The following is a 13623-nucleotide window of genomic DNA, read 5'->3' on the forward strand; positions in this document are numbered from 1 at the left end:
GCGCGATGGCTTTTCTCCCTTGGGAGAAGGCCGCTACTCTCCCGGGAACGCCTCGAAATACCGCGCGATCAGACGCTCGTAGACCGCCTGCAGTTGCAGGATCTCGGCGACGGGCGCGCGTTCGTCGACCTGGTGCATGGTCTTGCCGACCAGGCCCAGCTCCACCACCGGGCAGAGCGCGCGGATGAAGCGGGCGTCGGAAGTGCCGCCGGAGGTGGAGAGTTCCGGATCGCGCCCCGCCACGTCGCGCACGGCGGCGGCCACCAGGTCGGTGAAGGGGCCGGGCTTGGTCAGGAAGGCCTCGCCGCTGATCTGCGGGGTGACGGCGATCGAGCCCGAGAAGTCGCGGCCCTCGGCCTCGGCCTCGCTGGCGATCCACTCGGCGAGCGAGGCGCCGCTGTGGTTGGGGTTGAAGCGGATGTTGAGCCGGGCGCTGGCCACGCCGGGGATGACATTGGTCGCCTCGTTGGGCACGTCGATCCTGGTGATCTCCAGGTTCGACGGCTGGAACTCCGGATAGCCGTCGTCGAGCTTGCGCGTCTGCAGCCGCAGCAGCAGCCGCAGCAGGACCGGAACCGGATTGGCCGCGCGGTGCGGATAGGCCACGTGGCCCTGCACGCCGGTGACGGTGATCTCGGCGTTGATCGAGCCGCGGCGGCCCACCTTGATCATGTCGCCGAACGCTTCGCTGGAGGTGGGTTCGCCCACCACGCAGTGGTCCAGGGTCTCGTCATCGACCTCCAGGGCTTCCACCACCATCTTGGTGCCGTGGGTGGCCACGCCCTCCTCGTCGCCGGTGATCAGGAAGGAGAGCGAGCCCGTGACCTGGCCGGCTTCGATCGCCTGGGCGGCGGCGGCGGCGAAGGCGGCGATGGCGGACTTCATGTCCACGGCGCCGCGGCCCACCAGCACGCCATCGACCACGCGGGCGGCGAAGGCGTCCTCGCTCCAGGCGGCGGCGTCACCCACCGGCACCACGTCGGTATGGCCGGCGAAACAGAGGTTGGGGTTGGCGGTCCCGTAGCGGGCGTAGAGGTTTTCGATCTCGCCGAACTTCATGCGCTGGCAGGCGAAGCCCAGGCCGGCCAGGGTGCGCTCCACAATGTCCATGGCGCCGGCGTCGGCGGGTGTCACCGAGGGCGCGCGGATCAGCGCCTTCGTCAGCTCGACCGCGTCGATCACTTTCGCCCTCGCCATCGCGTCTGTCATAACGAGGGCTCTTAGACCGGATGGACCCCATGCCCAAGATCGACATCGAGGCTGTGCCGCTCGCCAAGGGCTCCCTCTACCCCGCGCCCTATGACGAGCCCTGCCGCGAACGCCAGCGCCAGCGGCTGGGCAACGCCGTGGGCCTCGATCAGTTCGGGGTCAATCTCCTGACCCTGCCGCCGGGCGCCTGGTCGGCGCAGCGCCATTGGCACGCGGCGGAGGACGAGTTCGTCTACATCCTCGAGGGCGAGGTCGTGCTGGTGGACGACGGCGGCGAACAGGTGCTGCGGGCCGGCGACTGCGCGGGCTTCAAGGCCGGCGTCGCCAACGGCCACCACCTGGTCAACCGCTCCGACCGCGACGCGCGCCTGCTGGAGGTCGGCACGCGGTCCGCCGACGGGGCGGACCCGGTCGACTATCCCGACATCGACATGATCGTGCCCCTGGGCAGCGACGACTATCACCACCGCGACGGAACGCCCTATCCGGTCAAGCCGCGCTGATGCCGTCGTCCACGCTCGCCCGGTTCATCGACCTGCCGGTGATCCACGACCCGCGCGGCAACCTGTCGTTCGCCGAGGGCGGGGTGCATGTGCCCTTCGAGATCGCCCGGGTCTACTACCTCTACGACGTGCCCTCGGGCTCGGTGCGCGCCGGCCATGCGCACAAGGCGCTGCAGCAGCTGCTGCTGCCCATCTCCGGCAGCTTCGACGTCAAGCTGTTCGACGGGCGGACCTGGGAGACGGTGACCCTGAACCGGCCGAACCGCGGCCTCTACATCGGTCCCGGGATTTGGCGGGAGATCGACAACTTCTCCTCCGGCGCCTTCTGCGTCGCCCTGGCGTCCCTGCGCTATGACGAGGGCGACTACTACCGCGAGATGGACGACTTCCTGGCCTCCCGTCCCTGGGCGGCCGCGGCGGGGGCGGAGACCACGTGATCCGGTTCTACGACCTCGGCCTCTCCGACCCCGGCCTGCGCGCCGAGCTGGACGCGGCCTGGGCGCGGGTGGCCGATAGCGGCTGGATGATCCTGGGGCCGGAACTGGAGGCTTTCGAAGCGGAGTTCGCGGCTTTCTGCGGGGCGGGCCATGCGGTGGGCGTCGGCAACGGCCTGGACGCCCTGGTGCTGGCCCTGCGCGCCGCGGGCGTCGGCCCCGGCGACGAGGTGATCGTGCCGTCCCACACCTTCGCCGCGACCTGGCTGGCGGCGGCGGCGGTGGGCGCGCGTCCCGCGCCCGTGGAAGTCGACCCGAAGACCTACACGCTCGACCCGGCCGGCGCGGCGGCGGCGGTCACCGCCCGCACCAAGGCGATCGTCCCGGTGTCGCTCTACGGCCATCCGGCCGACATGGACCCGCTGATGGCGCTGGCCGCGAAGCACGGCCTGTTCGTGCTGGAGGACGCCGCCCAGAGCCACGGGGCGACCTACCGCGGACGGCGCACCGGCGGCCTGGCCCACGCCACCGCCTTCAGCTTCTACCCGACCAAGACCCTGGGCGCCCTGGGCGATGGGGGCTGCGTGACCACCGACGATCCGGCCCTGGCCGAACGGCTGCGAAGCTTGCGCAACTACGGCTCCTCGGAGAAGTACCGCCATGAGGTCGCCGGGGTGAACTCGCGGCTGGACGAGCTGCAGGCGGCCTTCCTGCGGGTGCGCCTGGCACGGCTGGACGTCCAGATCGGCCAGCGGCGGGCGCTGGCGGCGGACTATGGCCGCGCCCTGGCCGGCGCGCCCGACCTGACGCTCCCCTATGCGGCCAAGTGGGCCGATCCGGCCTACCACCTCTACGTGGTGCGCTCGCCGCGGCGCGATGCGCTGCAGGCCGGGCTTAAGGCCGCCGGCGTCGAGACCCTGATCCACTATCCGATCCCCTGCCACCTACAGGGCGCCTTCGCGGACCTGGGTTTCCGCAAGGGCGACTTCCCGCTGGCCGAGCGCCTGGCCGAGGAGGTGCTCTCCCTGCCGTTCTGGCCGGGGATGGACGAGGCGGATGCTGCGGTGGTGGCGAAAGCGATCCGTGAGGCCGCCTAACCGGCGCAGGTCCTGCGGGTGTTGCCGCTGGGAGGGCGTCCCTGTACTCCCACAAGAGCTTTGCGCCATGAGCCGCGGATAGAGGACGTGACAGCAGACCCCGAAGCCGTGGACGGTCGGCGCGAGACGGAGCGTTTTGCGCGGATGGACTTCGAGCGGTTCAGGGCGCTCGCGGTCGATCCGAGCCTTTCCGAACATGAGCGGATCGGTTTCCCCGATGCCTTCCGTGAAGGCTATGCGGACGCGATCTGGCGCGACATCGTCTACAAGCTTCCAGCGCTCGCCCGCCGGGACGCCCGGGTCCTGGACGTCGGATGCGGCTGTGGCCCCTTGCCCAAGATGTTGATCGCGTCGGCCGAGTCCCTCGGGCAACAGGTGACGTTGATCGACCATGCCGAGATGTTGGACCAGCTGCCGACCTCAGAGGCGGCGACGAAACTTGCCGGACGGTTTCCGCAGGTGCTGACGGACGAAGAGGTCGGCGACGGTTTCGATGCGATCCTGATCTACAGCGTCCTGCAGATTGTGATCCTCGACGATAACCCCTTCGCCTTCCTCGACGGCGCGCTTCGGGGCTTGCGGCCCGGCGGGCGGCTGCTGATCGGCGACATTCCCAACGCGTCCAAGCTTCGGCGATTCCTCTCTAGCGCGGCGGGACGAGCCTTTCACCGCGCCTATATGCGCACCGATTCCGATCCCGAGCCGCAAGTCTTCGGATTGCTGGCGGACCGCATAGACGACGCCATGGTGCTGGGCCTGATGATGCGCGCGCGCGCGGCGGGGTTCGACGCGTATGTCACGCCGCAACCGGACGATTTGCCCTTGTCGAACCGGCGGGAAGACCTCTTGATCCTGAGGCCCTGACGCCGCCGCTGCTCGCCCCTCCCTTCGTCTCGCTGATCGGCGGCCAAGCCGGGATTCCGCTTGAACCCGTAGTTCTCCCCGTTCAGTTAGGCCCATCGAAACAATGGGCCGTCCCGCGTGACTGACGCCGCCATCAACGAAGCCTATCAGGCGATCCTGGACACCATCGTCTCCAAGGATCTGCAATCGGCCGAAAGGACGCTGGGCCAGCGCATCCGTTCCGCGTCGATCCCCGACGAGGAACTGGGTGAAAACGTCCAGCTGTTTCAGACGGTTCGGGCCATGAAGCGCTTGCTCTACATGAACGAACTCTATCGTCAGATCCTGCCGGTGCATGGCGTGGTTATGCAGTTCGGCGTGCGTTGGGGGCGCGACATCGCCGCCTTCGAGGCCTTCCGCACGATCTATGAGCCGTTCAACATTTCGCGGCTGGTGATCGGTTTCGACACCTTCGAGGGGTTTCCGTCGGTGGACGTCAAGGACGGCGGCCATGGCATGATGGTCGAGCAGGGCCTGGCGCTGACCCAGGGCTATCTCGACAGCCTGAAAGGGCTGTTGACCGATCGGCGGGGGCTCGACCCTCTGCCGAATCTTGAGCGCACGCAGCTTGTGCAGGGTGACGTGAGCGAGACCCTGCCGGCATACTTCGCCGCCAATCCCGGCACGGTCGTCGCCCTGGCTCACTTCGACCTGGACCTCTATGCGCCGACCAAGGCGGGCCTGGAGGCCATCCGGCCCTACCTGACCAAGGGCTCCATCGTCGCGTTCGACGAGCTCAACAGCACCCTTGCGCCCGGTGAGACCGAAGCGCTGCGCGAAGCCTGGGGGCTGGACCGTTACGCCATCCGCCGGTCTGCGCTGCACTCCGGCCAGTCATCGTACATCGTGATCGAGTGATCGAGGTCGTCCACAGCCAGGCGCCGCCTGCGCTGGGCGGCCATCTGTTCGTCGACCCGGAATTCCTGTCCTACCAGGCCGGCGCGCAAGGCAAGGCCCTGGAGGTCTTCACCGCTCTCGGCGGCCGTGGCGAGCCCATGGCGAGCCTCACGTTCGCGGGGAAGGACGGGATGTGGACGTCTCCGATCACCGGAGCCTTCGGCGGCGTCGCGGCGGCGCCGGGCTGCGGGACCCAGGCCGCCGCCGCCGCTGTGGAGGCTGCCAGCGCCTGGCTTCACGCCCAGGGGCTGCGAGCGGTGTTGCGCCTCGCCCCCGACGGCTTCGCCGACCGCGGATCGGCGGCGGTGGAGAACGCGCTTTTCCGCGGAGGATGGCGGCTCGCCCAGGTCGACCTCAACTACCACCTTGACGTCCCGGTCGGGCGCGATGTTCTGGCCGGACTGGGCGAGACCAAGCAGAAGGAAATCCGCCGCCTGAAGCGATCGGGCGCCGCCTTCGTGCGGTTGTCCCTCGAAGACGGCGAGCGGGCCTATGCGGTGATCGCCGCGAACCGCATGGCGCGCGGCTATCCCATGACCATGACCTGGCCCCAAGTGCGCGCCCTGGCCGCGGCGTTTCCGGAGCGCGCCGGCTTCGCCATCGTCGAGCGCGACGGCCGGGCGATGGCGGGCGCTATCTGCCTGGAGCTGACCGCCGCCTGGACCTATGTCTTCTACTGGGGGGAATCTACCGAGAGCCGCCGGGAATCGCCCATAATGCTGTTGGCCGAAGGGCTTGTGGCCGAGCGATCCGTCCGGGGCGGTGTGCTGGACCTGGGCGTCTCGACCGATGAGTCCGCGCCGAATCCAGGCCTCATCGGCTTCAAGGAAGGGCTGGGGTGCCGCGCCACCAGCAAACGGACCTACCGCTTTGGACCGACGTGAGTCGCCTGCGACGACTAGGCGCCTTCCAGGGCCTCGCCCGCGACCCATCTGGCGAAGCGTCCGATCTCGCGTTCGCGCCGGTTGACCTGATCCCTCGATTGCAGCGACGGGGCCAGGGCGAGCGCCTCCGCCGCCGCCGCCGGAAACGCCTCCGGGTCGGAGACGTGGACCCAACCCGGAAGCGGCAGGCTGAAGCGCAGCAGGGGCGGAAGGTCCGGATCTTCCGGGGCCACCAAGGGCAGCCCGAGCAACATCGCTTCCAGGTTCGCCTTGCCGCCGTTGAAGGGATAGCTGCTCACGTAGAGATCGATCCCGTGCTCTAGGAGATCGGCGGGCAGACTGGGGGCGAGGCCGGCGAACACATAGCGGGCGGGGTCGATCCCGGCGCCCGCGAGCGCTTTGTGCACGTCCTGCTGGAAGTCGGGGGCCATCACGCCGATGTGCCGCATCTCCGCGCCCGGCGCGCGTAACGCCGCCACCGCCCAGTCGGCCCAGCGGAAGCGGCCTTCGCCGACGTATTTCCGCTGGTCGCCGCAGGTCGCCATCCGCAGACGGCCGGATTCAGGGATATGAGGCGGCGCTTCGGTAACCGTCGAGGTCATGCCGGCGTAGACGGGGTTCACACCCGCGCCTCGGCAGGCGCCATAGCAGCTGTAGGTCAGGTCCACGTGCGCCGACCAGGCCATGGAGGCGCCCAGCGCCGGCACGTGGTCGGCGTGGTGTGCGAACTCGACGATGTCGCGGAACGGCCAGCAGCCGACGATCGCTGGGGCGTCGAAGGGGTGGCACATCAGGATGATGCGGGTCGGGCGCACGGCCTGCAGGACTTGGAAGAGCTCGATCGCCTTCTCGGCGTAGGTGCGCGCGCCGAGGATCAGCTGGGCGCGCTCGCCCATGGGCGTGGTCAGGCGCGCGCCGGCGATCTGGTCGCGGTAGGCGAGCCCGCCGTCGCCCATGTTGGTCATCACCAGCAGCGGCTGGCGGTCTGGGCCGAGGCCACGGACGATATCGGCCGCCACCCGGGTGTGGCCGCCGGTGCTGTAGAACTGGCTGGCGACGATGACGAGGTTGTCGTTGGACTTCGCGAGCGGCTCGGCCTGCATCTGCAGGGCGCGCGAGACCCGCGCCAGGCCCGCGTCCAGCCCGCGGGTGAAGAGGCGGCGGCCGAAGTTCTCTCCATCGCGGATGCGCGGGGTGAGCCGCGAGACCTGGCTGAGCGCGGCCTCCAGGGCGTCGAGGGTCTTCGCCTCCACCAGGGCCTGGGCGAGCACAGGCAGCCGGAAATCGAGGTCGTCCGTCTGCGGAGTCACGCGAGGTACCCGTGCTCCCGCATCCAGCCGCCGAGTTCGGTCTCGATGAGCTGGACAACCGGCTTGCCCAGGCTCTCCTCATAACCTCCGGAATGGGCCCGCTCGTTGAAGAACAGGTCGCCGTTGAAGCGTTTTTCCACACCCAGGAAGTCCGCGATCCCGCCGAGGGTCTCCGCCTTGTGGGACGAGATGTCCTCCATCCGGACCTCTTTGAGGTTCGCCGACGGCACGTGGCGTTTGATGGCCTCATAGGCCGCGAACTGGGCCTTGAACATCGCCACGACGACGCGCGGATCGGAGGGCGCCCAGACCTGCTTGACGTAGGATCCCACCACATCGCGGGGGTCGCGGATCATGTGGATGAACCGCATGCCGGGGTAGAGTTCGTGCAGGAAGTCGAAATAGAGCCAGTTGCTCGGGGTGTCGTCGCACCAGCGCGAGGCCTGCGCCCGGCGCATGGGCTCCGCGTAGAGCTCGTCCAGGAACACCCGGCATTCCCGCAGGAGCGCGTCGCGGCCGGTGATGTCCGGGAAGATGAAAGGCTTGATCAGCCCCTCGGTGTCGACCAGGCCATCCTCGATGACCGTGCCGCAGACCTTGCGGAGGAACCGGTTGGCGCAGCCGTCGTAGTGCTCGAGCCCAAAGCCCTGGCCGATGGCGTGGATGCTGAGGTCGGCCGCCGGGTTCGCCCGGGCGACGGCTTCGCTGGCCTGCTGGAAGTTCATCCCCTTGTCGGTCCGAAGGGCCGTGACCTGAGCGTTCAGCGCCGGATCGCGGAAGCCGAAGCTGCGCAGCTTCCGGGCCCACCGCAGGAAGTCGGCCACCGCATAGTGGCGCCGCTTCATGTCGAACCGGCCGCTCAGCCGGTCGACGAGGTCCTTCAGGCCGCCGGCCTCGACGATCAGCTTGTTCTCGTGGGCCGGCAGGACGATCTGCGGATGGGAGTCCAGCAGGCTGCCCATCACCGAGGTTCCGGACCGGCCGGTTCCACCGATGAAGATCGGGCCTGGCTCGTCCGCGCTGGGCGCCATCTCAGTCCCTGAGCAGCTCGTTGATGCTGGTTTTCGACCGCGTGCGCTCGTCGACAGTCTTCATGATCACCGCGCAGTAGGTGGCGGGCAGGGTCGGGTCGTGGGGGTTCGGGCGCGAGCCGGACATGATCACCGAATAGGGCGGCACCTCGCCAGTGGTCACCGCGCCGGTCTTGCGGTCGACGATGGGGGTGGTCGAGGTCAGGTAGACGCCCATGGAGATCACGCTGCCCTCGCGCACGATGACGCCCTCGGCCACTTCCGAGCGGGCGCCGATGAAGCAGTTGTCCTCGATGATGGTCGGGTTGGCCTGCAGGGGCTCCAGGACGCCGCCGATGCCGACGCCGCCGGAGAGGTGGCAGTGCTTGCCGATCTGAGCGCAGGAGCCGACCGTAGCCCAGGTGTCGACCATGGTCCCTTCGTCCACATAAGCGCCGATGTTGACGAAGGAGGGCGTCAGGACCGCGCCCTTGGCGATGAAGCTGCCCTTGCGGATGATCGTGCCGGGCAGGGCGCGAAAGCCCGCAGCCTCGAACGTTGCGGCGTCCCAGCCGGCGCACTTCAGCGGGATCTTGTCCCAGTAGGGGCCGGGCGCGTCGGCCTCGACCAGATGGTTTGGCGTCAGGCGGAAGTAGAGCAGGATCGCCTGCTTGGCCCATTGGTGGGTGACCCAGGCGCCGTCGGCCTGGCGTTCGGCGACCCTGAGGGCCCCGGCGTCCAGCCGCTCGAGGGTCTCCAGCACCGCGTCGCGCACCGGGCCGGTGGTGGCCTGGTTGACCGCCTCGCGCTCGGCCCAGGCGGCTTCGATGACGCGCTCAAGCTCGGCGTGGTCGTTCATTCAGGCGGCCTCGTCCAGAAGGGCGTCCTCCAGGAAGGCCGCCAGGTTGTCGGTCTTGTAGCGCACGAAGGGGGCGTCTGACGCCGGCGCGTGCGGCCCCACCAGAACCGTGGTCATGCCCAGGTCGAAGGCGGGCTTCAAATTGTCGGCGCGGTCTTCGAAGAAGGCCGCCTTGGCGGGGTCGATCTCGTGCAGGGCGTTCATCCGCACGAAGGTCTCCGGCGCGGGCTTCGGCAGATAGTTGGCCGAGCCGATGTGGAAGACCTCGTCGAACAGGTGCGACAGGCCCAAGCGCCCCAGCACCCGGCGCGCGTGGGTCTCGTCGGCGTTGGTGAAGATCAGCCGCCGTCCCGGCAGCCGCTCCAGGGCCGCCACCAGCCGCGGGTCGCGCGCCAGGCTCTCCAGCGACAGGTCGTGGAAGATGGCGTGGAACTCGGCGGGGTCGACCCCGTGGTGCGCCATCAGCCCGCCCAGCGTCAGGCCGTAGTCGGCCAGATACTGCTTCTGCAGCCGGTAGGCGTCCTCGCGGGCCAGGCCGGTGACCTTCTGGACGTAGTCGGTCATGCGGCCCTCGATCTGCCCCATGAACCCCGACTCCATCGGATAGAGGGTGTTGTCGAGGTCGAAGAGCCAGGTGTCGATGTGGGTGAGGTCGGCTTGGCCCGGGTTGTTTGGGGGCTCGCTCATTCGCTGATCAGCGTGCCCGCCCCGTGCTCGGTGAACAGCTCGACCAGCATGGCGTGCGGCTTGCGCCCGTCCAGGATGACCACGGCCTCGACGCCCTGCTCGACGGCGGCGATGGCGGTCTCCAGCTTGGGGATCATGCCGCCGGTGGCGACGCCGTCGACGATGGCCATGCGCGCCTCGGAGATGGTCATCTGGCGCACCAGCTCGCCCTTGGCGTCGAGCACGCCGGCCACGTCGGTGAGCAGCAGCATGCGCTTGGCGTTCAGCGCCCCGGCGAGCGCGCCGGCCACGGTGTCGGCGTTGATGTTGTAGGTCTGGCCGTCCTCGGCCACGCCGATGGGCGCGATCACCGGGATATAGTCCTCGTCGGCGTAGATCAGCGCCTCGATCAGCTTGGGGTCGACGCGCTTGGGTTCGCCCACGAAGCCCAGGTCGACCTCGCGTTCGATGCGGCTGTCGGGGTCCTTCTTGGTGCGGACCGCCTTCTCCACGGTGATCAGCCGGGCGTCCTTGCCCGACAGGCCCACGCCGCGCACGTCGGCCTCGGCGCCGGCCAGCGTGATCCAGTTGGCGATCTCCTTGTTGATCGCGCCGGAGAGGACCATCTCGGCCACCTCCATGGTGGGCGCGTCGGTGACCCGAAGGCCATCGATAAAGGTCGACTTCACGCCCGCGCGCTCCAGCATGGCGCTGATCTGCGGCCCGCCGCCGTGCACGATCACCGGATGCAGGCCCAGCATCTTCAGCAGCACCGCATCGGCGGCGAACTGCTTGGCGACCTGTTCCTCCCCCATGGCGTGGCCGCCGTACTTGATGACCACGGTCTCGCGGTCATAGCGCTGGATGTAGGGCAGGGCCTCGGCCAGGGTCCTGGCGGTCGCCCATCCTTGAGCATCGTCGGTCACGGGCGCGCCTTGTCTGGGCCTGACGGTTCGGAGGGCTCCGATAGCGGACGGCGCGCCCCCTGTCACCTTCGCCGGGCCATGCTAAGCCTTGGCCGATCGGGCGGGGAGGGACGCATGCGGATGACAAGGATCGTGGCGGCGGCGCTGGCGGGTTGCGCGCTGGCGGCGGCGACGGGCGTTCAGGCGAAGACCGTGGCGGTCAGCGCCGACCGGCTGCTGGACGTGGCCACCGGCAAGTACGTGGAAAAGCCGCTGGTGGTGATCGTCGATGGGCGGATCAGCGCGGTCGAGCATCAGGGCGAGGCGGTCCCGGCGGGCGCCGAGCGGATCGACCTGCCGGGGGTGACCTTGCTGCCCGGCCTGATCGACATGCATGTGCACCTGACGTCGTCGCCACTGTTCGGCGGCTACAACCACCTGCAGTACACCGACAGCTTCTGGCCGATCCTGGCCACCACCCACGCCAAGGCGACCGTCGAGGCGGGCTTCACGACGGTGCGCAACGTGGGCTCGCGCAACTTCGAGGACGTGGGCCTGAAGCAGGCGATCGACGCCGGCTTCATCCCAGGCCCGCGGATCGTGCCGGCCGGCTACGCCATCGGCTCGACCGGCGGCCACTGCGACTCGAATTCCTTCCCGCCGTCGATGCACCAGAAGGGCGACGCGGTGATCGACAGCCCCGACGAGGGCCGCCGGCGGGTGCGCGAGATGCACAAGTACGGCGCCGAGGTGATCAAGATCTGCGCCACCGGCGGCGTCTTCAGCCACGGCGACACGCCCGGCGCCCAGCAGCTCAGCCTGGAAGAGATCAAGGCCATGGTGGACGAGGCCCACCGCGCCGGGATGAAGGTCGCCGCCCACGCCCACGGCGCCGACGGCATCAAGGCCGCCATCCTGGGCGGGGTCGACACCATCGAGCACGCCAGCCTGGTGGACGACGAGGGCATCAAGCTCGCCCTGCAGCACGGCAGCTACTTCGGCATGGACATCTACAACACCGACTACACCCAGGCCGAGGGCAAGAAGAACGGCGTCCTGGAGGAGAACCTGCAGAAGGACCGGGACATCGGCGAGATCCAGCGGCAGAACTTCAAGAAGGCCCTGAAGGCGGGGGTGAAGATGATCTTCTCCACCGACGCCGGCATCTATCCGCACGGGACCAACGCCAAGCAGTTCGCGGTGATGGTGCGCTATGGCGCGACGCCGCTGCAGGCGATCCAGACCGCGACGCTTACCGCCGCCCAGGCGCTGGACCGGGTGAAGGACGTGGGCCAGGCGACGCCCGGCCACTACGGCGACCTAGTAGGGGTGACCGGCGACCCGCTCGCCGACGTCACCGTGCTGGAGCGGCCGGTGTTCGTGATGAAGGGCGGCGAGGTGGTGGTGAAGCGGTGAGCCGAGGGCGCGGGCTCGCCTATGCCTTCCTGACGCTGGCGAGCCTGCTCCCGGCCTGGGTGGCCTTCCTGAGCGCCAACCAGTTGATGGTCTTCACCACCTTAGCGACCCAGGCCGACGACTCCGCGCCGCTGATGGGCTGGGCCTATCTGGCGCGCGACGCCGCGCGGGTCATCGCCGTCTGCGTCGCCCTGCTGATCGCCTGGCGCGCGGCCGGCCAGGCGCGATGGCGCGCAAGCTGGATCGCCGTTGCAGGCGCGTGGGCCGCGGCGATCGCGCTGAGCGGCGGCCTGCGCGGCTTCGTGCTCTGACGGCCCTCAGATCGAGCGGGCGACGACTTCCTTCATGATCTCGGACGTGCCGCCGTAGATGCGCTGGACGCGGGCGTCGCGCCACAGGCGGGCGATGGGGTACTCGTTCATGTAGCCGGCGCCGCCGTGCAACTGCAGGGCCGCGTCGCAGACTTCCCATTGCAGCTCGGTGTGGAAGAGCTTGGCGGCGCTGGCTTCGGCGGCGGTGAGCTTCCGCTCCAGGTGCCGGGCCATGGCCCAGTCCAGGTGCGCCCAGCCGGCCTGCAGCTTGGCTTTCAGGCCCGCGAGCGTGAAGCGGGTGTTCTGGAAGTCGAAGACCGTCTGCTTGAACGCCTTGCGCTCCTTGGTGAACTTCACCGCCTCGTCGAAGGCGCGCTGGGCGCCGGCCTGGGCGGCGATGGCGATCTGCAGCCGCTCCTGCGGCAGCTGGTTCATCAGGTAGGCGAAGCCCTTGCCTTCCTCGCCCAGGGCGTTGGTGATCGGCACGCGCACGTCCTCGAAGAACAGCTCCGAGGTGTCGGCGGAGTTCTGGCCCACCTTGTCGAGGTTGCGGCCGCGCTTGAAGCCGGACCGGTCGGCCTCCACCAGGATCAGCGAGATGCCCTTCGACCCCAGGGTCGGGTCGGTCTTGGCCACCACCACGATGACGTCGGCGCTCTGGCCGTTGGTGATGTAGGTCTTCGACCCGTTGACGACGTAGTGGTTGCCGTCGCGCACGGCGGTGGTGCGCACGCCCTGCAGGTCGGACCCCGCGCCCGGCTCTGTCATGGCGATGGCGGTGATCACCTCGCCGGAGACCATGCCCGGGAGCCAGCGCTGCTTCTGCTCCTCGGAGCCGTAGTTGATGATGTAGTCGACGACGATGTCGGACTGCAGCGTGATGCCGGCGCTGGAGCCCGCGTATGAGAGCTCCTCGCCGATCACGGCGTTGAAGCGGTAGTCGAGGCCCAGGCCGCCGTACTCCGCCGGGACCTGCGGGCAGAGGATGCCCGCCTCGCCGGCCGCCAGCCAGAAGCCGCGGTCGACCACGCCGTCCTCTTCCCAGCGGTCGAGGTTGGGGATCAGGGCCTTGTCGAAGAACTTGCGGACCTGGTCGCGGAACAGGTTGAGGTCTTCGTCGTAGACGGTGCGGGTGTCGGTGGTGAGCATGAGGTCCTCGTCTTGCGCGGGGTCTTAGCCGGATGACGCGGGGTCCGGCTAGCCGCCTTCGCCCGTGTCG

The 13623-nt window shown here is 69.0% G+C and carries 15 protein-coding genes; 8 read left to right on the forward strand and 7 right to left on the reverse strand.

The window, feature by feature from the left end; translation table 11 throughout:
* Positions 1-33 precede the first annotated feature (33 nt).
* The gene (gene dapE / locus E8A49_RS13835) at positions 34-1197 is read right to left on the reverse strand and encodes a succinyl-diaminopimelate desuccinylase (protein WP_293382187.1); all 1164 of its coding nucleotides are present in this window, start codon (positions 1195-1197) and stop codon (positions 34-36) included.
* 41 nt (positions 1198-1238) lie between these two features.
* Between dapE and E8A49_RS13840 the strand changes: the two genes are divergently transcribed.
* The 6 genes from E8A49_RS13840 (at position 1239) to E8A49_RS13865 (ending at position 5927) form a co-directional block, all read left to right on the forward strand.
* A complete protein-coding gene (locus tag E8A49_RS13840; protein WP_293382190.1) occupies positions 1239-1712 on the forward strand; it encodes a cupin domain-containing protein in 474 nt (157 codons plus the stop codon).
* Positions 1712-2149 (forward strand): FdtA/QdtA family cupin domain-containing protein, encoded by a 438-nt coding sequence (locus E8A49_RS13845; protein WP_293382193.1) that lies wholly within the window; start codon positions 1712-1714, stop codon positions 2147-2149. Before E8A49_RS13840 ends, E8A49_RS13845 begins: the two co-directional genes overlap by 1 nt.
* Positions 2146-3243 (forward strand): DegT/DnrJ/EryC1/StrS aminotransferase family protein, encoded by a 1098-nt coding sequence (locus tag E8A49_RS13850; RefSeq protein ID WP_293382196.1) that lies wholly within the window; start codon positions 2146-2148, stop codon positions 3241-3243. Before E8A49_RS13845 ends, E8A49_RS13850 begins: the two co-directional genes overlap by 4 nt.
* Before the next feature lie 87 nt (positions 3244-3330).
* Complete coding sequence (locus E8A49_RS13855) at positions 3331-4107, forward strand: methyltransferase (RefSeq protein ID WP_293382199.1); 777 nt, start codon at positions 3331-3333, stop codon at positions 4105-4107.
* Positions 4108-4224: 117 nt separating this feature from the next.
* Positions 4225-5004: a crotonobetainyl-CoA--carnitine CoA-transferase gene (locus E8A49_RS13860; protein ID WP_293382202.1), complete on the forward strand. Its 780-nt coding sequence runs from the start codon at positions 4225-4227 to the stop codon at positions 5002-5004.
* The gene (locus E8A49_RS13865; protein ID WP_293382205.1) at positions 5001-5927 is read left to right on the forward strand and encodes a hypothetical protein; all 927 of its coding nucleotides are present in this window, start codon (positions 5001-5003) and stop codon (positions 5925-5927) included. Before E8A49_RS13860 ends, E8A49_RS13865 begins: the two co-directional genes overlap by 4 nt.
* A gap of 14 nt (positions 5928-5941) precedes the next feature.
* Here the strand turns inward: E8A49_RS13865 and E8A49_RS13870 are convergent, their stop codons facing one another.
* Genes E8A49_RS13870 through argB form a run of 5 tightly spaced genes read right to left on the reverse strand, consistent with a single transcriptional unit; the run spans position 5942 to position 10698 of the window.
* Complete coding sequence (locus E8A49_RS13870; protein WP_293382208.1) at positions 5942-7237, reverse strand: hypothetical protein; 1296 nt, start codon at positions 7235-7237, stop codon at positions 5942-5944.
* Complete coding sequence (locus tag E8A49_RS13875; protein WP_293382211.1) at positions 7234-8268, reverse strand: sulfotransferase; 1035 nt, start codon at positions 8266-8268, stop codon at positions 7234-7236. Before E8A49_RS13875 ends, E8A49_RS13870 begins: the two co-directional genes overlap by 4 nt.
* Before the next feature lies 1 nt (position 8269).
* Positions 8270-9106, reverse strand: coding sequence for a 2,3,4,5-tetrahydropyridine-2,6-dicarboxylate N-succinyltransferase (gene dapD / locus E8A49_RS13880; RefSeq protein ID WP_293382214.1), 837 nt, complete (start codon positions 9104-9106; stop codon positions 8270-8272).
* On the reverse strand, positions 9107-9793 hold the full coding sequence (locus E8A49_RS13885; protein ID WP_293382217.1) for a pyrimidine 5'-nucleotidase: 687 nt from the start codon (positions 9791-9793) through the stop codon (positions 9107-9109).
* Positions 9790-10698: an acetylglutamate kinase gene (gene argB / locus E8A49_RS13890; protein ID WP_293382220.1), complete on the reverse strand. Its 909-nt coding sequence runs from the start codon at positions 10696-10698 to the stop codon at positions 9790-9792. Before argB ends, E8A49_RS13885 begins: the two co-directional genes overlap by 4 nt.
* A 114-nt stretch (positions 10699-10812) precedes the next feature.
* On the opposite strand from argB, the gene E8A49_RS13895 reads away from it, so the two are divergent.
* On the forward strand, positions 10813-12093 hold the full coding sequence (locus E8A49_RS13895) for an amidohydrolase family protein (RefSeq protein ID WP_293382223.1): 1281 nt from the start codon (positions 10813-10815) through the stop codon (positions 12091-12093).
* Positions 12090-12404 carry a hypothetical protein gene (locus E8A49_RS13900; protein WP_293382226.1) on the forward strand — a complete coding sequence of 105 codons (315 nt, stop codon included), beginning with the start codon at positions 12090-12092 and terminating at the stop codon, positions 12402-12404. Before E8A49_RS13895 ends, E8A49_RS13900 begins: the two co-directional genes overlap by 4 nt.
* A 6-nt stretch (positions 12405-12410) precedes the next feature.
* Here the strand turns inward: E8A49_RS13900 and E8A49_RS13905 are convergent, their stop codons facing one another.
* Positions 12411-13553 carry an acyl-CoA dehydrogenase family protein gene (locus E8A49_RS13905; RefSeq protein WP_293382229.1) on the reverse strand — a complete coding sequence of 381 codons (1143 nt, stop codon included), beginning with the start codon at positions 13551-13553 and terminating at the stop codon, positions 12411-12413.
* Positions 13554-13623 lie beyond the last annotated feature (70 nt).

Origin of the sequence: Phenylobacterium sp. (genome assembly GCF_004799515.1) — a bacterium.
Lineage (GTDB): Bacteria > Pseudomonadota > Alphaproteobacteria > Caulobacterales > Caulobacteraceae > Phenylobacterium.

Coding starts and splice junctions, on each gene's coding strand:
- dapE (WP_293382187.1), bottom strand. CDS start 1,197: ATGGCGAGGGCGAAAGTGATCGACGCGGTCGAGCTGACGAAGGCGCTG.
- E8A49_RS13840 (WP_293382190.1), top strand. CDS start 1,239: ATGCCCAAGATCGACATCGAGGCTGTGCCGCTCGCCAAGGGCTCCCTC.
- E8A49_RS13845 (WP_293382193.1), top strand. CDS start 1,712: ATGCCGTCGTCCACGCTCGCCCGGTTCATCGACCTGCCGGTGATCCAC.
- E8A49_RS13875 (WP_293382211.1), bottom strand. CDS start 8,268: ATGGCGCCCAGCGCGGACGAGCCAGGCCCGATCTTCATCGGTGGAACC.
- dapD (WP_293382214.1), bottom strand. CDS start 9,106: ATGAACGACCACGCCGAGCTTGAGCGCGTCATCGAAGCCGCCTGGGCC.
- E8A49_RS13885 (WP_293382217.1), bottom strand. CDS start 9,793: ATGAGCGAGCCCCCAAACAACCCGGGCCAAGCCGACCTCACCCACATC.
- E8A49_RS13895 (WP_293382223.1), top strand. CDS start 10,813: ATGCGGATGACAAGGATCGTGGCGGCGGCGCTGGCGGGTTGCGCGCTG.
- E8A49_RS13905 (WP_293382229.1), bottom strand. CDS start 13,553: ATGCTCACCACCGACACCCGCACCGTCTACGACGAAGACCTCAACCTG.